At 38.2% G+C, this 19,493-nt stretch carries 17 protein-coding genes and 1 pseudogene; 8 read left to right on the top strand and 10 right to left on the bottom strand.

What is annotated here, in order from left to right:
* Nucleotides 1–5: 5 nt before the first annotated feature.
* From BAZO_RS18475 to BAZO_RS18500, 5 genes and pseudogenes are all read right to left on the bottom strand, one after another.
* Nucleotides 6–812, bottom strand: a pseudogene (locus BAZO_RS18475) (SpoVR family protein); the annotation flags it as partial.
* Between the two features lie 156 nt (nt 813–968).
* The gene (locus tag BAZO_RS18480; RefSeq protein ID WP_003332968.1) at nt 969–2,063 is read right to left on the bottom strand and encodes a GerAB/ArcD/ProY family transporter; all 1,095 of its coding nucleotides are present in this window, start codon (nt 2,061–2,063) and stop codon (nt 969–971) included.
* A 13-nt stretch (nt 2,064–2,076) separates the two neighbouring features.
* The gene (locus BAZO_RS18485) at nt 2,077–3,291 is read right to left on the bottom strand and encodes a Ger(x)C family spore germination protein (RefSeq protein WP_003332969.1); all 1,215 of its coding nucleotides are present in this window, start codon (nt 3,289–3,291) and stop codon (nt 2,077–2,079) included.
* Nucleotides 3,288–4,946: a spore germination protein gene (locus tag BAZO_RS18490; RefSeq protein ID WP_003332970.1), complete on the bottom strand. Its 1,659-nt coding sequence runs from the start codon at nt 4,944–4,946 to the stop codon at nt 3,288–3,290. The genes BAZO_RS18485 and BAZO_RS18490 overlap by 4 nt, the downstream gene beginning before the upstream one ends.
* Before the next feature lie 329 nt (nt 4,947–5,275).
* Nucleotides 5,276–5,491 carry a DUF5370 family protein gene (locus BAZO_RS18500; RefSeq protein ID WP_003332972.1) on the bottom strand — a complete coding sequence of 72 codons (216 nt, stop codon included), beginning with the start codon at nt 5,489–5,491 and terminating at the stop codon, nt 5,276–5,278.
* Between the two features lie 178 nt (nt 5,492–5,669).
* Here BAZO_RS18500 and BAZO_RS18505 point away from each other — a divergent pair, with 178 nt between their 5' ends.
* Together BAZO_RS18505 and ymzB are read left to right on the top strand one after the other, a co-directional pair.
* Nucleotides 5,670–5,909, top strand: coding sequence for a YhdB family protein (locus BAZO_RS18505; RefSeq protein WP_003332973.1), 240 nt, complete (start codon nt 5,670–5,672; stop codon nt 5,907–5,909).
* Nucleotides 5,910–6,016: 107 nt separating this feature from the next.
* Nucleotides 6,017–6,367 (top strand): protein YmzB, encoded by a 351-nt coding sequence (ymzB, locus tag BAZO_RS18510; RefSeq protein WP_003332974.1) that lies wholly within the window; start codon nt 6,017–6,019, stop codon nt 6,365–6,367.
* Between the two features lie 57 nt (nt 6,368–6,424).
* Here ymzB and BAZO_RS18515 read toward each other — a convergent pair whose 3' ends face one another.
* Entirely contained in the window at nt 6,425–8,167 is a 1,743-nt protein-coding gene (locus BAZO_RS18515; RefSeq protein WP_003332975.1) for a phospho-sugar mutase, read from the bottom strand.
* 180 nt (nt 8,168–8,347) lie between these two features.
* Between BAZO_RS18515 and BAZO_RS18520 the strand changes: the two genes are divergently transcribed.
* Entirely contained in the window at nt 8,348–9,280 is a 933-nt protein-coding gene (locus tag BAZO_RS18520; RefSeq protein WP_003332977.1) for a DMT family transporter, read from the top strand.
* On the opposite strand, the gene BAZO_RS18525 is transcribed toward BAZO_RS18520, so the two are convergent.
* Nucleotides 9,277–10,050: a glycerophosphodiester phosphodiesterase gene (locus BAZO_RS18525; protein WP_003332978.1), complete on the bottom strand. Its 774-nt coding sequence runs from the start codon at nt 10,048–10,050 to the stop codon at nt 9,277–9,279. The two genes, BAZO_RS18520 and BAZO_RS18525, sit on opposite strands and share 4 nt — an antisense overlap.
* A gap of 168 nt (nt 10,051–10,218) precedes the next feature.
* Here BAZO_RS18525 and BAZO_RS18530 point away from each other — a divergent pair, with 168 nt between their 5' ends.
* The 5 genes from BAZO_RS18530 (at nt 10,219) to BAZO_RS18550 (ending at nt 14,750) form a co-directional block, all read left to right on the top strand.
* A complete protein-coding gene (locus BAZO_RS18530; RefSeq protein WP_003332979.1) occupies nt 10,219–10,857 on the top strand; it encodes a class I SAM-dependent DNA methyltransferase in 639 nt (212 codons plus the stop codon).
* Between the two features lie 18 nt (nt 10,858–10,875).
* A complete protein-coding gene (locus tag BAZO_RS18535; protein ID WP_003332980.1) occupies nt 10,876–11,337 on the top strand; it encodes an S-ribosylhomocysteine lyase in 462 nt (153 codons plus the stop codon).
* Between the two features lie 124 nt (nt 11,338–11,461).
* Nucleotides 11,462–12,406: a PLP-dependent cysteine synthase family protein gene (locus tag BAZO_RS18540; protein WP_003332981.1), complete on the top strand. Its 945-nt coding sequence runs from the start codon at nt 11,462–11,464 to the stop codon at nt 12,404–12,406.
* Complete coding sequence (locus BAZO_RS18545; protein WP_003332982.1) at nt 12,399–13,529, top strand: bifunctional cystathionine gamma-lyase/homocysteine desulfhydrase; 1,131 nt, start codon at nt 12,399–12,401, stop codon at nt 13,527–13,529. The genes BAZO_RS18540 and BAZO_RS18545 overlap by 8 nt, the downstream gene beginning before the upstream one ends.
* A gap of 336 nt (nt 13,530–13,865) precedes the next feature.
* On the top strand, nt 13,866–14,750 hold the full coding sequence (locus tag BAZO_RS18550; protein ID WP_003332983.1) for a DUF1002 domain-containing protein: 885 nt from the start codon (nt 13,866–13,868) through the stop codon (nt 14,748–14,750).
* Between the two features lie 58 nt (nt 14,751–14,808).
* Here the strand turns inward: BAZO_RS18550 and BAZO_RS18555 are convergent, their stop codons facing one another.
* From BAZO_RS18555 to BAZO_RS18565, 3 genes are read right to left on the bottom strand one after another with little or no spacing between them, the layout of a single operon-like run.
* Entirely contained in the window at nt 14,809–16,395 is a 1,587-nt protein-coding gene (locus tag BAZO_RS18555; RefSeq protein ID WP_003332984.1) for a methyl-accepting chemotaxis protein, read from the bottom strand.
* 18 nt (nt 16,396–16,413) lie between these two features.
* The gene (locus BAZO_RS18560) at nt 16,414–18,984 is read right to left on the bottom strand and encodes a chemotaxis protein CheA (RefSeq protein WP_003332985.1); all 2,571 of its coding nucleotides are present in this window, start codon (nt 18,982–18,984) and stop codon (nt 16,414–16,416) included.
* A 5-nt stretch (nt 18,985–18,989) separates the two neighbouring features.
* Complete coding sequence (locus tag BAZO_RS18565; RefSeq protein WP_003332986.1) at nt 18,990–19,451, bottom strand: chemotaxis protein CheW; 462 nt, start codon at nt 19,449–19,451, stop codon at nt 18,990–18,992.
* Between the last annotated feature and the right edge of the window lie 42 nt (nt 19,452–19,493).

The following is a 19,493-nucleotide window of genomic DNA, read 5'->3' on the forward strand; positions in this document are numbered from 1 at the left end:
ACAGAGAAGGAAGCCCAGCCTTCGTTCATGATTTTCGTTTCCAACTGTGGCCAGAAATACAACATTTCCTCACGCATCATCGTTAAAATATCCCTTTGCCATTCATCTAGTTCACGGCTGTATTCTTGAATAAATAAGAGGATATCTTTTTCAGGCTGCGGTGGAAATCTTTTTCTTTTCTTTTTGGGCTGATCTTTTTTTACATTCCGATCATCCATCCGCCACAAATCATCATATGGTGTGACATTGGTCTGTTCATCCTCTTCTTCATCAACAAATATATCCTCAATCGACCAAGAAAGCTGTGGTCTTAATATTGAAGGATCAATATGCTCTTGAATCGCAAGCACCGCATCTAAAAATTTCTCAACCTCAAGCTTCCCATGATCATGTTCATATTTCTTAATTCGATCAGCTGTTGCCGCCATGCTTTCAACCATATCCCGCTTCGTATTACTAAAGCGAACATTGTTTTTGAAAAAATCACAATGTGCTAAAACATGAGCAACGATTAATTTATTTTGAATTAAACTGTTAGTATTGAGCAAAAAAGCATAACATGGGTTGGAGTTAATAACGAGTTCATATATTTTACTTAATCCTAAGTCATAATGAAGCTTCATTTTATGAAATTGCTTTCCGAAGCTCCAATGCGAAAATCGTGTTGGCATACCGTAAGAACCGAATGTATATATAATATCGGCAGGACATATTTCATAACGCATTGGATAAAAGTCTAGACCAAAGCCTTTCGCAATTTCGGTAATTTCCTCTATAGCATATTGTAATGCTTGATGTTCATTTCTTGCCATTTTCATCTCCCCTTTTAGTCAAGCTGTTTTACTCTGTATGTTCAAAAAACTTGAAAACAACTTCTCTTTATGTAAATTTATGTGTTATACCTAGTTTTAATGAAAAAGATTAGCAAGAAAAAAACAGGTGTAATAAAAACTCACCTGCGATTAGCATTATTCATTCTTTAATTTATCCTTTAAAGCAAAACCAACAAGCCAAATAAATAGCGGCACACAAATTGCAATCGATAGGGAAATGCCGATCCATTCGTGTTCAATAAATCGCATTGCCCGTGCATGGTCAAAAACGATCCAATAGCCGAATCCACCAAACAAAAGCCCGACCGGGATTATTAGCGGGCGATAGCTTTTAAGTCCAAAGACTTTTTGTAGGGAAATCGAAGCACAATATAGACTCATCATACTTTGTGTTAAAAGTGATACTGCGAAAAATGCAACCATAATCATTTCATATCGATGTATGTAAACTCCAATTTGTGCACTTCTCGCCATCTGCATACAAGAAACAATATATTCTCCGGCCACACGTGCTGACAGTACACCCGTTTCAACAATTGGCCACATTAATATAAATCCTGCTCCATATAAAACACCGGCCAGATTTGACCGTTTCCATACCTTGATTTGCTTAACATTTGGCAAGATCAGCGCAATCATCATAAACACCATTGTCCAGTCAGCAAATAAATGGCGCCCCGCCCATGCTGTATTTACTACACCTGATTCGAAAATTGGTAAAAGCTCGCGTATATCAAACTTCGCTATCGATCCAAGCAGCAATAATATATTTAAGCTTAGGACTGAAAAAACACCAACTAGTGCCATTCTTGCAATGACCTCTATGCCAAAATATATTGCATAACACCCGACTACCATCGCAACAATAATAAATACCATTGTATGTGCATCAGGCAAAAAGTAGTCTTTTAAATGGTAGACAAATGTTGCCATAATGGGTCCCATTGAACAAAGAAAATAAATAAAAAAGATAATCGCCAACAACTTTCCAAACCAAGCTCCAATCATCTTTTTACCTTGTTCAATTAGGTCTCCCTTTGGCATCCGCTGTATAACCAAAACAACGAAAACTATAAAAGCGGCAGCGACCATATTCGCAATAATGGTTGAAAGCCAAATATCCCGCCCAACTTCACGTGCCATACTTCCCTGTGTTAGACCAATCGCTTTTGCATAAACCATGTTAATGATTAATCCCATTAACATTCCATTTGTAATTTGAACTCTCATCGCTCATCCCTCATCATTTTCCGGAACGGGTTGGACTGTATAATAAAACTCCACCTTTTACCTTTGCGTCGACATTTACTGTAAACTCCACATCTGAAAAAGTTGAATTCCATGACTTTTTAATGGTTTTCCACTCACTGGGAAACTTATTATTAAATCTTTGACCCAATTCTAGAAAATCCGATTTATACTCTTTTTGAGCTTTTGTTAGTAATTTTTCGATATTCCCCTTAACGGTTCTCTCTAGTTCTTTTTCTATCGTTCTTACATCTTCCTCATCTTCAATGGTAAAAGGACAACCTGCTTCGACAACATTCACAAATGCTTTAAAATTAACAGTAAAAGAAGGCTTCCCATTTTTATACGCTGGAGTCACATCGAATCTATCATGAACAATTTCCGCTGTTAGTACATCCTCTGGATTTTTCGGACATGATAGTACAACTATTTGCGATCTTACCTTTTCAATAAATAATACAGCTGCTTTAGAATCATCCCTGTCCAAAATACCAACAAGTTTGTCTCCCTTAAATACACCGGCTCCTTCTAACTCAACTTGTTTATAGGCCCCTGCTTGACCTACTTTTTTATTAGAAACCCCGCGTTCAATCAAACGAACTCTTGCAATAACCGGCTGGGTTGTTTCACTTAAGTAGGCCGATTGGACGTCAAGTAATTCCGTCCTTGGGGATGCCCCTGAAATATCTGTGTAACGATAAAGCTTGTCAAGTGCTTCCCCGGGAATAACCTCCAACCCAGTCACAGTAGAAATTACGTCTTTTGCCTTATTCGGTGTTATGGCTACCCAAGTCCGCATACGCAGCTCGGGATTTCTTGTAAAAAAATCAATAACATCCTTAATTCCTTCCCTTGCTACATCTTCATTTATTACGATGATATAGTTATGGGCCCAAAACACCCTCCGTGTTGAAAATGATGCCAAATGCCGAATTGCTTCAAATAATGTTTCACCTTGGGAAGATGCGGACCAAATTGGATCACCTGTACCACCAGAAGGTGCTCCCGTTTGTCCCCTTGAATCTGCAGGGCGGGCAACTTCTATCGTTACTTCATACCCTTTATCTTCAGAATTTCCCTCTGTAGGGTTCTCAATTTTATCAATGCCTACGGCCATAACTATTGCCAAATCATTAATTTCTCTTTTCCCACTGCAACCTGAAAGGATAATGATCAGAATAACAAATGATAAGTAGATCGGCTTTGTCATTCATTTTTCTCTCCTTTCAGTTTTTTTGGTTTTCTAAAGCCTTTCTTAGATTCTTGAACGTCTTTATCAGCCTTATCAGCCTTATCATCCGTTTTTTCGTTCTTTTTACCTGGTTGAATTTCCGGTGGCTGCGGTATTTGGTTCTCTTTTACCCGGTCTTCCTGCCCTTCAGCTAGTTCAGGTTGACTTATCATTTTCCACCATGGGAAACGGATGAGTGCATCTTTTTGATCTGATGGTTTAAAGGGCGTGGCAGGTGCTAAATAAGGTTCACCAAAGGAACGAATGGAAATGGCATGGATGGCCAGTAGGGAAAAGCAAGCAGCAAATCCTAACAACCCCATCGTTCCTGACGCAATTAGCAGTGGAAATCGGATAAGCCGAATGGAAAAGGATGCCGCATAGTTTGGAATTGCAAATGAGGCAATACCAGTCAACGCTACAACAATGACCATAAAAGGTGACACTAGTCCTGCTTGAACAGCAGCCTGTCCTATAATTAATGATCCAACGATACTTACAGCCTGCCCAACTGGCTTAGGCATTCGTAAACCAGCTTCGCGCATGAGTTCGAAAGCCGTTTCCATAATAAGGGCCTCTAACAATACTGGATATGGTACAATCTCACGACCAGAAGCAATTGTTAACGCCAACGAAGTAGGAATCATCTCTTGATGGAAGCTTGCCAACATAACATAGAACGATGGCAAAGTTAGGCTTATCAGAAAAGCAATGTAGCGAACTATTCTATAAAAAGTAGCTGTATAGTATCTGGAATAATAATCATCACTTGCCTGTAAGAATTGCCAAAAGTAGGTCGGTGCAACCAACACAAATGGTGAATTATCAACAAAGATGGCAACTCTGCCCTCAAGAATAGATGCTGCTACCTTATCAGGTCGTTCTGTGCTTTGAATCGTTGGGAATGGTGAGAGCGGTGCGTCCTCAATCAATTCTTCTATATAGCCACTTTCTAAAACTGAATCAATTTTTATCTTTTGCAGTCTGCTCCTTATCTCTTTTAATACTTCCTCTTTTACAGTACCTTTCAAATAAGCGATATTTATATCTGTTTTAGTTTTTGTTCCGATTTTCATTGCCTCTATTCTGAATAACGGGTCACGTATACGGCGACGAACTAAGGCCGTATTCGAACGGACATTTTCAGTAAACCCATCACGTGGTCCTCTAACAACCTGTTCTGCGACAGGTTCATCTACGGAGCGCGTATTCCAACCTCTTGTTGAAACAGTAAAAGCTTCTTTACTACCATTTATAAAAAAAACGGTATTACCGCTTAAGATTTCATCAATAGCCTCTTCTAGCTTTGTTAAAGGCTTTGTTGAAGGATGTAGAATCAAATTTTCAATCATTTTTTTTGTAATTTCATCTTTAATAGGACCAACTTCACTATTTACAATTAATTCTGAGGTTTTGAAAAACATCACTTCTATAACGTTTTGAATTTCTTGTGTATTGACAAGACCATCCGTATAAAAACAGACCATCCGAATATCAGTATGTGCATGAAAAATGAATTCCCTTTTTGCGAGATCGACACTGTCTTCTAGAATGTCTTTAATAATCTTTACATTCTCATCTATATTTTCTGCAAATTGTTGCTGGAGTTTTTCTTTAATTGAATTGTTGTCCATATAAGTACCCCTTCACACGGCATGCCTATTATTTTCTTTCCTTTTCGACAAGGTTTTATTCAATTTTTGGTTAAATCTAGTACGGGACGGAAAAAATAGTGAGTGAAATTCCGAATAATTTTTTTATGAAAGGGCGTTATTAGTGTGGATTTGTATCATTCTTGGATATATGTAAATGTTTTAAATACAACCCCGTTTTTGTGGACAGTGGTAATTGCAGTATTTACCTTTAATTTTTTAGGCCCTTTGCTAATTTGGTTTGTGATGAATAGTAAAAGTATTCCAATATTAAATACGTTCACTCAGAAAAAAGAAAAAGAGCCTACTGGTTAACAGGTGGACTCTGGTTCTTCATCTTTAGTTGGCATACCTAAATATTCTTCAATTTTGTTCTCAATTTGCTCTTGGGTTGGTTCTATGCCTGCAAATGGGAATGTCAATTCTCTAACGAACTGTCCTTTTTTAGTTACATGTATTGCCACTGTTTTGGCAATTTGGCTATATTCAACATGAAAAACGTAGCCTTCTCGTTCAATCGCACCCATGAAATTACCACCTTTATTGATTCATTGTCCTGTCGATTATTTTAACCATAATGAATTATTTATATTTCTTATTTGATTAGTTTTGTATTCCCATGTCAACATTTACTGAAATCGTCGGAGTGTAAAACTTTTTTTTTATCATAAACTATATTCAATTCTTCGAAAGGGGAATGTGAATATGAGTGCTGTGGATTATGACAAAGCATTGTTTTATATGAATAGGGGAGAATGGGATAATTTACTGATATTAATGGTGCGTACAAAGGATGATTTTTTATCAAAAAAGATTGAACAATTCCTCCATGCCTGTAATTTCAGTCGAGATTATTCAGTCATCGAGAATAAAGCGTATCATCTTCTTACGTATGTGGACCATGCCTTATCATCTGTTCCGTCTTCCGCTTCCGTTTATGGCTAATTGTTAGTATGATTAAATAAATTTTAATATATACGAGTAAAATTAAGGAAGGTGTCATTTCTGACAGCCTTCCTTTTTGGAAAACATAGTACCTGAGGTGAAAGAAAATGGACATTAGACCAACTGAAGATGATATTCAACTGCAAGATACGTTAAATAATTTAAATGGAAAATTAATTCACATTACAAAGGAGCTGAATCGTGATACGGATGAAACAACGATGACTCTATCTAGGGCTAACCTGCATGAACGGCCTCCCACAATTGACGGTTATGTATCACCTTACGTTTTACAGATACATGGAAAAGGAAGAATCGGTACATCGTCCGCCCAATACGAACAAATACCCTATGAGATATACGAAATTCCTTTAACGAATAAACTCCATACTCATGTACAGCCAAACCATATATCGATCAAAACGGAGGACGGCACATATACGATTACGTACCATTAAAAACCGCAGTATGGGGACAGGCACCAAAGCAATAAAGCCCACAATGTGGGCTTTTTGTTAATTAAGCAATTGATCAATTTTATTCATTAGATCTGTGCTGATTTCATCTAATTTTGCGATACTGTTGTCAAGTGAGTTGCCTCTAACACCAAAATAGAATTTCACTTTTGGTTCGGTGCCGGATGGACGTAAGCAGAACCAAGAACCGTCTTCAAGAATGTATTTTAGTACATTTGATTTTGGCAAATCGATTTTTTCAGCCTTCCCGGACTTTTCATTTGCCACACTCTTTTTCTCGCTTGTTAAATAATCCTCAATTTGAACAACCTGTAAATGGCCCATTTCTGCTGGCGGATTCTTGCGGAATATCGTTAATATTTCTTGAATTTTCTCGGCCCCTTCTTTTCCTTTTAACGTCAATGATTTTAATCCTTCACGGTAAAAACCATACTTGGCATACAGATCAAGAAGAGCATCATATAATGTCATGCCTTGTTTTTTATAGTATGCAGCAACTTCTACTGCCAATATTGCTGCTTGAACAGCATCCTTATCCCTTGCAAAATCACCGATTAAATAGCCATAGCTTTCTTCGTAGCCAAATTGGAATATGTATTCTCCGCTTTGTTCATATTCTTTAATTTTTTCACCGATGAATTTAAATCCGGTTAACGTATCAATTGTATCCAAACCAAAATCTTCTGCAATCGCACGACCGAATTCAGACGTTACGATCGTTTTCAAGACTACACCGTTGGAAGGTAAGATACCCTTTGTTTTCTTCGCTGATAACAAATAATGAAGAAGGATTCCTCCAGTTTGATTTCCCGTTAAAATCTCATAATCACCAGAGCCGTTTCTCACTGCAATTCCAAGGCGGTCGGCATCCGGGTCGGTTCCAATTAACAAATCAGCATCAACCTTCATACCTTCTTTAATCGCTAATTCAAAGGCCGCATGCTCTTCCGGATTTGGAGATTTCACAGTTGAAAAATTAGGGTCGGGGAGCTCCTGCTCTTTCACAATTGTCACATTTTTAAAGCCTAATGCTTCCAGTCCCGCACGCACAGGTTTGTTGGCAGTACCATGTAAAGGTGTAAAGACAACCTTGACATTATTTTCTTCAAACAATTGTGGATTAAGGGAAATGGTCTTCACTTGCTCAATATAAGCTTTATCGATATTTTCACCAATGATATGTAACAGACCTTTCGCCTTTAAATCTTCTTCCCTTGCCACTTCAATCGTTAATTCATTTTCAACTTCATTGACTTTTTCGATCACTCTATCAGCAGCAGCCGGTGGTAATTGACATCCATCGTTTCCGTACACTTTAAAACCGTTATATTCTGGCGGGTTATGGCTAGCCGTAATGACGATTCCGGAATAAGCATGTAAGTATCGCACTGCAAATGAGAGCTCCGGAGTAGGTCTTAATTCATCGAAAATATAGGTTTGAATACCGTGGAAACCTAAAGTTTTGGCAGCCTCCATCGCAAATTCAGGTGATTTATGGCGACAGTCATATGCAATCACCACTCCTCGGGCTTTCGCTTCCTCACCATTTGCTTCTATGTATTTTGCCAGTCCCTCTGCAGCTTTTCGAATTGTATACACATTCATCCGATTTGTACCAGGTCCCATCTCCCCGCGCATTCCACCGGTTCCAAATTCTAAATTTTTATAAAAGCTATCCTCTAGCCATTTTTCATCGTCTTTTTTATCTTGTAAAATTAGTTTTAGCTCCTCTTCTAAATTTTCATAGGTAGCCCATCGTTCATACTGCTCTTTCCAGTTCATTCAACTTCCTCCCATTTTTTACTTTACCTCTCCTAATAGTATTTATATTTTCTCACTTCATTCTCCTTTTAATTTCTTTATTTTTAACAATAAATTCACAAGGAATTTTTTAGATGGTATACTTAGGTCTTAAATAAGCGGTATGTTCTGAATATTTTTACTGCAGGAGGATTAACTAAATTGAACTGGAGATCACCATATATATTACTAGTCATTGCAGCCTTATTATGGGGCGGTAACTTTGTGATTGGAAGAGGATTTGCTGCCACAATGCCGCCCTTTACATTAGCTTTTATCCGCTGGGTAGTCGCTTTTTTATTCTTTTTGCCCTTCGCCAAAAACGAGCTCGTGGCGAACATTCCTTTATGGAAAAGGGAATGGAAAACATTGTTTTGGATGTCACTAACAGGAATCGTTGGGTTCAACACGCTTTTGTATATTGCCGTCCACTATACAACATCTATTAATGCAGCTCTTATTAACGCGCCAACACCAGCCTTAATCGGACTCCTGTCATTTTTATTTTTAAAAGAAAAAGTCTATACAAGACATATGATCGGGATTGTTTTTTCGATTATTGGTGTAACTTGGATCGTTAGCCGTGGTTCACTTGAAGCGCTTCTATCCTTCTCCATTAATAAAGGAGAGCTTTGGATGCTTGTTGCGATTACTTCCTGGTCCATTTATTCAGTCATCGTTAAGAAAAATACAGGCAGGCTACCGGCTGCTGGTTCGTTCCTAGTTACAATTATCATCGGCATGATAATTCTGGCACCATTTGCTGTATATGAATGGATCGTAGATAAACCAATGACGATAACCTTTACCTCCATTTTAGGATTTCTATATATTGGGATTTTTGCTTCCATTGGTGCATTTTTAAGCTGGAATAAAGCGGTGGCTGATCTTGGTCCAGGGAAGGCTGCCCCATTTTTAAACCTAATCCCTGTTTTTGCATCTATATTTGCAATTTCATTTATCGGAGAAACACTTACATCCGCCCAATTAATTGGCGGTGCGATAACGATATTCGGAGTTTTAATTACAACAGGTATATTTATTAGAAAAACACCTATCACAGCTATTCAAAATCAAGCCAAAAGTGGGGGTTAAAACAAGCCCCACTTTTTCTTTTTAACCTTTTGTTTTCCTTCGATTAACGATTTTAATCTGGCTGGGTAATTTGTAATAATCCCGCTAACCCCATAATCAATCATTCTTTTCATACATTCTTCCGAATTACATGTCCAGGCGAACACCTTTAATCCATTTTCAATTGCTTTCCGGACATCATCGGCTCGAAGCGCTCTCTGGTCAGGGTGTAATGACTCCACCGGAAGTCCGAACAGTTTTGCAAAACCTACATGATCCACTACATTCTCAAAATATAACAAGCCGATTTTAATATTTCCGTTTTGTTTTTTTAAGCGATACAAGCACTGATGGTCAAAAGAAGAGACAATTACTTGATCAATTCGGTCATATCGCTGCAGTAAATCTAACAGTTTTTCTTCAATTCCCACATAGAAGGAGGGAATGTTTTTTATTTCAATATTGATTACTATCTCTTTCGGTACAAGATCGAGAACTTCCTCTAAAAGTGGTATTTTCTCACCTTTATATTTATTTGAAAACCAGCTGCCTGCATCATACTTTTTTAGCTCTGCCGTTGTCATTTCACCAATGATCCCTTCGCCGTTTGTAGTCCTTTTAATATTTTCATCGTGGATAACGGCTAAATGTCCATCTTTTGTTAAATGAATATCCAATTCAATGCCTTCGCATCCCTGCTCTAAACCTAATTGAAAGGCAGCCAATGTATTTTCCGGTGCCTCCCCCGATGCTCCGCGATGTGCAATAATTAATGGCCTGATTTTTTCCATTGAAATGATCCTTCCCTTCATTTTAATTTATGCCTAATACACTAAACAAAGTAACAATTTTTCATTGTTTTTCATTGATAATCATGATATAGTGTCATTAAATCAAATTAAACATAGTATACTGATAGGAATTATGTATTTTTATTCGATTTAGGGAGAGTGTACCATATGGGACGTGAATTTATTGAGTTATTTGATGAATGGGCAGAAAGCTATGACAATACAGTAGTAGGTCATGATGAAGAATATAAAGAAGTATTTGAAGGCTACGATGAAATTTTAGAAGAGGTTGCTTCTAAAGTGAACGGAACGGTCATTGAATTTGGTGTTGGGACAGGCAACCTGTCTAAAAAACTGCTTGAAAAAGGTCATAATGTAATAGGTATCGAGCCATCTAAAGAAATGCGAGCAATGGCAAAGCAAAAAGTGCCAACTCTTTCCCTGCTTGACGGCGATTTTTTAAACTTACCAGAATTAAATATTAAAATTGATGCAATTGTAAGTACTTGGGCTTTCCACCACCTTACTGATGAAGAAAAAAACGTAGCGATTGGAAAGTACAGCCACTTACTTGAAAAAGGTGGAAAAGTTGTATTTGCAGATACTGTATATGAAAATTCAGATGCAAAACATGCTATAATAGAGGACGCGGAACAAAAAGGCTACAAGAATTTGGTTGATGACTTAAATCGCGAATATTATACAATGCAAGATGTACTCCGTGAACAATTTACCGAGCACGGTTTCTATGTAACTTTCAAACAATTAAACAAATTCGTTTGGTTAATAGAGGCCGAAAAACAATAAGTTGGAGGTCTGTTTTAGATGCAAAAAATGAATGTGGAAAGCTTTAATCTTGATCACACAAAAGTGAAAGCACCCTATGTACGATTAGTCGGAACAACCGAAGGTGTTAATGGCGATAAAGTATACAAATACGATATTCGTTTTTGCCAGCCTAATAAAGAGCATATGGAGATGCCTTCTCTTCACTCTTTGGAGCATATGATGGCTGAATTTATTCGTAATCACTTGGACTGTGTTCTAGATATTGGACCAATGGGATGCCAAACTGGTTTTTATCTTCAAGTGATCAACCATTCAAATTATGAAGAAATCCTAGATGTATTAGAAAAAACATTAAATGATGTTTTAACGGCAACAGAGGTGCCTGCTTGCAATGAAATCCAATGTGGATGGGCTGCGAGCCACAGCTTAGAAGGTGCGAAGGAAGTTGCTAAAAACATGCTTGCCCATAAAGAGGAATGGACAGAAGTGTTCGCGTAAAATATCCTTTAAAGGCGTTGCCGTATATAGGCAACGCCAAAAAACTTCATCAAAACCAACTATTCATCTCGGAAAACACTATAATTGTAAGGTGCATTCAACTTAAATTCTTGAGGTGCTATAAATGAAATATTATAAACATGTGCATGAACTAATAGGGAATACACCTTTAGTTGAAATAACACAATTTGAACTACCTGAAGGTGTCCGCCTTTTTGCAAAGCTTGAATATTTAAATCCAGGCGGAAGCGTTAAAGATCGTCTTGGTAAAAAGCTGTTGCAAACAGCCCTTGAAAAAGGCTATATTGCTGCTGGCGGTACGATTATTGAACCTACCGCGGGTAATACCGGAATTGGACTTGCCCTAGCAGCTGTTGGTACAGGGATTAACGTTATGTTTGTCGTTCCAGAGAAATTCAGCGTTGAAAAGCAGGAGCTCATGCGTGCTCTAGGAGCTACTGTAGTCAACACGCCAACAAAGGATGGGATGACAGGAGCCATCGCTAAAACAAAGGAACTTTTAAATGAAATCCCCAATTCTTATTGCCCCCAGCAATTTGAAAATCCGGCTAATCCGGAAACCTATTTTGAAACATTAGGTCCTGAAATTTGGAATGCATTAGAGGGCCAAGTTAACGTCTTTGTTGCAGGAGCTGGGTCAGGTGGTACCTTCACGGGCACAGCACAATATTTAAAAGAACAAAATCCTGCTATTAAAACCGTAATTGTTGAGCCTGAAGGCTCAATTCTAAACGGCGGTGAATCAGGGCCGCATCGAACCGAAGGTATCGGCATGGAATTTATCCCGCTTTTTGTGAACACTAATCTTTTTGATGCGATTCATACGATAAGTGATGATGCTGCTTTTAATCGTGTGAGTGAACTATCACAAAAATGCGGTCTGTTAGTGGGAAGTTCTTCAGGAGCAGCGTTTGAAGCAAGCTTGCGTGAAGCACAAGCGGCAAAACCTGGTACAAATATTGTTACAATCTTTCCAGATAGCAGTGAACGTTATTTAAGTTCAGGTATATATAAAAAACAAGAATTTTGGAGTGAAAAATATGCGTAAAAAAACTCAACTCATTCATGGTGGCATAGCTAGAGACAAACACACAGGAGCAGTGTCAGTACCCATTTATCATTCAAGTACGTTTAAACAAGAAGGCGTAGGAAACTTCGTTTATGAATACGCAAGAACAGGAAATCCGACACGTGAGGCGGTTGAAGCTTTGATCGGTGATATCGAGGGTGGCTATCGTGGCTTTGCTTTTGGTTCCGGAATGGCTGCCATTACTTCTGTGATGATGCTTTTATCTGCTGGTGATCATGTCATTATTACAGATGACGTATACGGTGGAACTTTCCGTGTAATGTCTAAAGTACTAACTCGCTTCAATCTTGAATTTACATTTGTAAATACAAGTTCAATTGAAGATATTGAAAAAGCAATTCAACCGAATACAAAAGCGATTTACGTTGAAACTCCAACGAATCCATTATTAAAAATTACAGATATCGAAGCTGTTTCTACATTAGCTAAGGCGTATGAACTTTTATTTATCGTCGACAACACGTTCAGCACACCATACTGGCAAAATCCGATTGAACTTGGTGCCAATATTGTCCTCCACAGTGCAACAAAATATCTTGGGGGACACAGTGATGTTGTAGCCGGCTTAGTAGTTGTTGATTCAGAAGAGCTTGGCCAGCAGCTTCATTTTATTCAAAACTCTGTTGGTGGCATTCTTGGTCCACAGGATTCTTGGTTATTAATTAGAGGGATAAGAACTTTAGGTATCCGCATGGAAGAAATTGAAGAAAACACGAAGCACATTGTTGACTTTTTACTACAGCATGATGCTGTTTCTAAAGTTTACTACCCAGGACTCGTTAACCATAAAGGTCATGATATTCATAAAAAACAAGCTAGAGGCTTTGGTGGCATGATCTCCTTTGATGTCGGCAGTACTGAAAAAGCCGAAGACCTTTTGCGCCGTACGAAATACTTTACACTTGCAGAAAGCTTAGGTGCAGTTGAAAGCTTGATTTCACTTCCTGCCAAAATGACTCATGCCTCCATCCCTGCTGAACGCCGTGCAGAACTTGGCATTACCGACGGCCTTGTTCGTATCTCTGTCGGACTGGAAGATGTAGAGGATTTAATCGAAGATTTAGCACAAGCATTGAAATAAGAAAAGCGGAAGCGCCCGTTTAGCGACGTATAAACTGGAGCCCATCGACTGAGATAAAGGAAACACGAAGAGCAATAGCGATTCGATGTTGACTTATCGTAGGGAGGTGGGCGAAGTTTACGAGTCGCGGGGCGCTGGAGCTGGACATAGAAAAGCGGAAGCGCCCGTTTAGCGAAGTTTACTGGGCGCTGGAGTTAGACAATAATGCACAAATACCTAGGAGCCCTATATGTAAAGGGCTTCTTTTTTCTTTTCAAATTAGGTTTCTGTGCTAAAATGGTTTATTATGAATTGCAATAGATTTTGTGTTCAGAATCGAAGGAGGATTTTTTACAAATGAAAAAACAAATCATCGTTGGATGGTTGCTATTACTGTTTAGTTTTGCACTTCCGGCGCAAATAAGTTATGCCGACGCTCAGCCTGGTGATGTCATTATTACGCTTGGAGAAAATTTAACGCCTGAACAACAAGAAGCGATAAAACAGGAGATGGGCTATCAAGAAGGAGATACCATTGTCACGGTCAGCAATGCAGAAGAACACAAATACTTAGGTCAATACATAAGTAAAGCCCAAATTGGCTCAAAAGCCATTTCATCAGCCAAAATTACTTTAAAAGAGGCTGGTTCAGGTCTTAATGTAGAAACCAAAAATATCAGTTGGGTTACAGAGGATATGTACTCCAATTCATTGATTACCGCTGGTGTAAAAGATGCAGACATCTATGTAACAGCACCTTTTGAAGTTTCAGGAACAGCCGGATTAACAGGCATCCTCAAGGCTTATGAAGTATCTGGTGAAAAAGTGATTCCAGAAGAGCAAAAGCAAATTGCAAATGAGGAAATGGTGAAAACAGCTCAATTAGGCGAGCGTATCGGAGCGGACGCAGCAACGGCATTGTTCACACGAATTAAAGAGGAGATTGCGAATAATCCGAACTTAACAGATGAACAGGTATCAGCATTAATTGACCGTATTGCTGCCGAACTAGGCATCCAACTAACCGATGCTGAAAAACAAGGGTTAATAGATTTATTTAATAAAATGAAAAATATGAACATCGACTGGAATCAGGTAAAAAATGATTTAGTATATGTATCTGAACGCCTTCAAGATTTTATGAAGGATGAAAGAACACAAGGAATTATGAAAAATATTATTGATGGTCTGATTGCATTTCTAAATTGGTTAAAAGGACTTTTTGGAGCAGCTGAAGCTTAAAAATAATAGCATAATCATAAGGGAGAGTTTCCTATATTAGAAACTCCCCCTTTGATTGTTAAATCTTAAATCTTAATGCCAACTGACTTAAGGCCTCTGCCATACCCGCCAAGTCTGTAGCTGTTGAAGCTGTTTCTTCAATGCCTGCCGCTGTTTCCTCCGTTACAGATGCAATATTTTGGACGGAAAGTAGTACCTCTTGTGCTTGGGCCGCTTCCTCTTCACTTGCTGCTGCAATTTCCGTTACTTTTGCAGAGGAGTCTTTTACAAGCTTTACAATATCTTTAAATGTTGATCCAGCCTTCTCGACTCTTTGATTTCCGATTGCAACTGAATCTACAGACCGTTTCGTGTTTTCTTGAATAATCGTAATTAGTTCAGAAATCTCTTTCGTTGCTTTACTGCTTCGTTCGGCAAGCTTTCGCACCTCATCAGCTACTACGGCAAAGCCTTTTCCTGCGTCACCTGCACGTGCAGCCTCTATTGCCGCATTTAAGGCAAGTAGATTTGTTTGCTCCGCAATATCATCGATCACTTCAATAATTTCACCTATTTGGACAGATTTATCTGCTAAATCATGAATACTTGTACTAATTTGTTCCATGCCAACAATGGTATCATTTAGGACTAAACCTCCTTGTTCAGCTGCTCCCACAGTTTGGTCTGCCAGACTAGCTGCATTTTGTGCATTTTCTGAAACTGCTTGAATGGCATTCGTCATTTCTGTCACCATATCCATAGAAGTGTTAGTATCTTGCGCCTGCTGAGCACTACCAGACGCAATCTCTTCCGTACTTGCTGAAATTTCTTCAGCACTAGCAGCGAGACTCGTTGCATTTTCTGTTACTTCGGCAATCGCCCTATTCATATTAGAAATCATTTGATTAAAGGAAGTTACTAATACTCCTATTTCGTCTTTTGAAGTGTAGTCAATATGAACCGTTAAATCCCCTTCCCCGGCCTTCGCCATTTCACCAACAAGCCCTTTTATTGGATTTGTAATAATGCGAGAAATGACCATTCCTAAAAGGATAGAAAGGACAGCAGCAAGAACAATGATAACTGTCATAAAAATAGTGGTTGTTGTTTCCTGACTATTTATTTCATTTTGCAGCTCGTCTGCTACTTTTGCATTATAATCAGCTAGTTCCTGCAGCATGACATTTAGTTCATTAATAGGCTGTGCTAATCTAGATTCAAAAATTTCATGTGCTTCTTCAGTATTTCCATTATCAATAATAGAAAATAATTGTTCGCGTTCTGTTTGAATTTCCTTTAAAAGGTCTTCAACCTGCGGAAGTCGTTCACTTTCGAAATCAGACAGTTTTGTTCCTTTATAGTCATTGACGTCATTAACCGATACTTTCCCTCGTTCTTCAATCTCTCTAATCATTTCGCTGATTTTTGTTTTATCCTTGGTGATCATCATTTCTTTCATTAATGCCTCATTCGCACGTGTTTGCGCTCTTAAGTCATTGATCCATTTGATAGGTAATAAATTATTTTCGTACATATCATTCGAACGGCTGACCATTTGGTTTAAATTATAAAAGCCAACCACCCCGACAAGTACAATAAATAGTAAACTACTTATGATTAACAAGAGAAACTTTCTTGCTACAGTTATGTTCTTTAACCAGCTCATTTCTATTCCCTCCAGTTGTTATTGATCAGCCAACTGCTTTAATTGAAGTAGCCTTTCCATTCCTATCACTCTATCAATATTAAGCAGAATAATAAGTCTCTCTTCTAAATGGCAAATTCCTTGTATATAGGCTTCTTCTATTTGGCTTTCGTACCTCGGAGCATGTTCCATTAACTCTTCATTTACTTTCAATACCTGTGTTACTTGGTCGACTAATAAACCTATCAGTTCATTCTGAACCTGAACTACCATCACTCGAGACTTTCTAGTTAGTTGTTGTTGACATATTCCAAACCGCTCTCGTAAATCCATGACCGGAATGAGCTTTCCCCGTAAATTCATCATCCCTATAATGGAAAACGGTGAATTAATGACAGGGGTAATGGTTGGTACTGTTATTATATCTTTCACTTTATCAATCACTATTCCATACTCTTCATCTCCCAGCCTGAAGGTTGTCAACTGTAATGTCTTTTCATTTCTTCTTGTTTCATTGCTTGGAAGATTATTAGTGACATCTTTTGTACCTTCTTCATTGACGATGGAACCAACATCTAAAATAAGGGTGACATTGCCGTCCCCCATAATCGTGGCACCTGCAATATATTTGGGTGTTCCGATATATTTCCCTAGTGATTTGATGACAATTTCTTGATTCCCAAGTGTTTTGTCAATAATGACTCCGACTCTCTTTTCTGCTAACCCAAGTACAACAACAAATATTCGTTTTTTATTCAGGATGTTATCCTCACTTACGTCGAGCCGTTTATGTAGTCTAACAAGCGGGAGGACTCGATCACGAACAATTCCAACCTCTTGGTTTTGAATGGTTTTGATCTCCTCTTTGCTTAATCGAATAATCTCCTGAACATTCACAAGTGGAATTGCAAATTGTTTTTCACCTATTTGGACAAGAAGTGAGCGGATAATCGCCAATGTTAATGGCAGCTTGATTGTAAAAGTCGTCCCTTCCCCGACTTTTGTTTGTATGTCAATCATTCCATTTAATTTTTCAATATGACTGCGTACAATATCCATGCCAACACCGCGACCGGATATGTCAGTAATGGTTTTGGCAGTTGATACACCTGATTTAAAAATGAGGAAAACTAAATCCTTTTCCGTCATTTGTTCCGCTTCATCTTCCTTAATCAGATGTTTTTTAATGGCCGACTGTTTAATTTTTTCCGTATCAATGCCTTTGCCATCATCTGAAATGGTGACCACAATATGATTTTCTTCATGAGCAGCTTTTAACATCACCGTACCTTGACGATTTTTCCCCAATCCTTCTCGTTCTTCTGGGGGTTCGATCCCGTGATCAAGTGAATTTCTCAGTAAATGAATGATCGGATCTGCAATTTCCTCAATTAAATTGCGGTCAAGCTCTGTTTCTTTTCCCTCTATTATAAAGTTGACTTCTTTTGATGACTTTTGGGCAAGATCGCGAACCATTCGTGGAAAACGATTGAATAGCTGCTCAATTGGCAGCATTCTTGTCTTCATGATCCTTTCTTGAAGCTCACTAATGATTTGTCCAAAATTATTTTCTACCTCTTGGAACCCTTCAATATCAGGATCACTTGAATATCGTTCCGCTAATCTTCCTCGAACATCCGTTAGTCTCGTTTGACTAATGACCAATTCCCCAACGAGGTTCATCAATTCCTCTAACCGTTCCACATCAATCCGAACAGTTGGGTTCACCTTCACCTGCGATGTAGACTTTTTGCCATTCTCTTCGGTTTCTAATGAACTTTGTTCAACAATTCCCATCTTTTTTCCTACACAATAGCTTGCAAGATTAGAAGAAGTAAGTATGGTTAAATGAATCGCTTGGATATCTGAGATACTATTGACAACATTGAATACCTCTTTATTTTTGGCATTAGTAACAATAATGAAGGCCAAACTGCCCTCGAATTTTTCCTCAGCTTCAATGACTTCTGGCGCTGGAAAGGAAGCGATAATCTCCCCTAATTCCTTTAAGTTGTTGTGAATCAAAAAGGCCCTAACCGATTTCAACAGCGATTTGTCATTCAAAACAACATAGACAACAATTGCATTCATGCCAAGTTCGAATGCTTTTTCTACCATATCCTTTTGGTATTCATCTAGAATCACTTCAGGGAAATCCGCCGTGTCAGCTGAATCGTTCTTGACCACTTCTATTTCATGGACTGAATGATTTCCATCATCTAGTTTATTGTTTTTGGTCCATTCTAGTTTTGCAATAAGGTCGGATATATCGATAGAGTCAATCGCGCCATCAATGATTGCTTCTTTTAAGCGTTTTATTAGGTCAATCGATTCAAAAATAACATTAATGATCGCTGCATCTACATGGAGTTGTTGATTACGAATGGAATCGAAGACATTTTCGATTTTATGGGTTAATTCTTTCATTTTTTCAATACCCATTGCTGCAGAGGAGCCTTTAAGGGTATGGGCAGCTCGAAAAATACTTTGAATAGTTTCGGCATTTTTTGGATCCTGCTCTAGATTTAATACTTCTTTTTCCAAAATTTCTAGCTGCTCATCCACCTCATCTAAAAAGACCCCTAAATACACAGATAAATCCAAATCCATCTTAACTACACCTCCTCATCATAGGGAAATAAAACTTTTTCTAGATTTAAAATACCAATAAATTGTTCGTTTATTTTCGCAAATCCTTTAAAACAATCTTTTTCAAGCGTATTAAACATCTCTAGAGGAGGCTCCACATTTTTCCGCTCAACATATGTGACCATCGTTACCCCATCGACAATTAGTCCAATATTTTCACCCTGATTATGTATGATAATTATGCGTGTCTTTTTATGGAATGGAGGGACATTCATACGAAATCGTTTTCGCAGATCAATAACCGGGATGATGCTTCCACGTAAATTAATCATTCCTGAGATAAAGTCCTTAACACCAGGAACCTCTGTAATTGGATGAACACGAATAATCTCAACGACTTCTTCGATTAATAATGCGCAAAGCTGCTCTCCAATTGAAAACACTGTATATTGTTGAAGTTCAGGCGTATTTTCTATCTGTTTCACCATGTCTCCCTCCTTACAAAACTAGAAAACTCTAAAGGCATATTT

The organism is Schinkia azotoformans LMG 9581 (genome assembly GCF_000307855.1).
Classification (GTDB): domain Bacteria; phylum Bacillota; class Bacilli; order Bacillales; family Bacillaceae_J; genus Schinkia; species Schinkia azotoformans.

Bases quoted from the DNA above. Each gene is read 5' to 3' on its own strand.
- BAZO_RS18480 (WP_003332968.1), bottom strand. From the start codon at position 2,063: ATGAGAGTTCAAATTACAAATGGAATGTTAATGGGATTAATCATTAAC.
- BAZO_RS18485 (WP_003332969.1), bottom strand. From the start codon at position 3,291: ATGACAAAGCCGATCTACTTATCATTTGTTATTCTGATCATTATCCTT.
- BAZO_RS18490 (WP_003332970.1), bottom strand. From the start codon at position 4,946: ATGGACAACAATTCAATTAAAGAAAAACTCCAGCAACAATTTGCAGAA.
- BAZO_RS18500 (WP_003332972.1), bottom strand. From the start codon at position 5,491: ATGGGTGCGATTGAACGAGAAGGCTACGTTTTTCATGTTGAATATAGC.
- BAZO_RS18505 (WP_003332973.1), top strand. From the start codon at position 5,670: ATGAGTGCTGTGGATTATGACAAAGCATTGTTTTATATGAATAGGGGA.
- ymzB (WP_003332974.1), top strand. From the start codon at position 6,017: ATGGACATTAGACCAACTGAAGATGATATTCAACTGCAAGATACGTTA.
- BAZO_RS18515 (WP_003332975.1), bottom strand. From the start codon at position 8,167: ATGAACTGGAAAGAGCAGTATGAACGATGGGCTACCTATGAAAATTTA.
- BAZO_RS18525 (WP_003332978.1), bottom strand. From the start codon at position 10,050: ATGGAAAAAATCAGGCCATTAATTATTGCACATCGCGGAGCATCGGGG.
- BAZO_RS18530 (WP_003332979.1), top strand. From the start codon at position 10,219: ATGGGACGTGAATTTATTGAGTTATTTGATGAATGGGCAGAAAGCTAT.
- BAZO_RS18535 (WP_003332980.1), top strand. From the start codon at position 10,876: ATGCAAAAAATGAATGTGGAAAGCTTTAATCTTGATCACACAAAAGTG.
- BAZO_RS18540 (WP_003332981.1), top strand. From the start codon at position 11,462: ATGAAATATTATAAACATGTGCATGAACTAATAGGGAATACACCTTTA.
- BAZO_RS18545 (WP_003332982.1), top strand. From the start codon at position 12,399: ATGCGTAAAAAAACTCAACTCATTCATGGTGGCATAGCTAGAGACAAA.
- BAZO_RS18550 (WP_003332983.1), top strand. From the start codon at position 13,866: ATGAAAAAACAAATCATCGTTGGATGGTTGCTATTACTGTTTAGTTTT.
- BAZO_RS18555 (WP_003332984.1), bottom strand. From the start codon at position 16,395: ATGAGCTGGTTAAAGAACATAACTGTAGCAAGAAAGTTTCTCTTGTTA.
- BAZO_RS18560 (WP_003332985.1), bottom strand. From the start codon at position 18,984: ATGGATTTGGATTTATCTGTGTATTTAGGGGTCTTTTTAGATGAGGTG.
- BAZO_RS18565 (WP_003332986.1), bottom strand. From the start codon at position 19,451: ATGGTGAAACAGATAGAAAATACGCCTGAACTTCAACAATATACAGTG.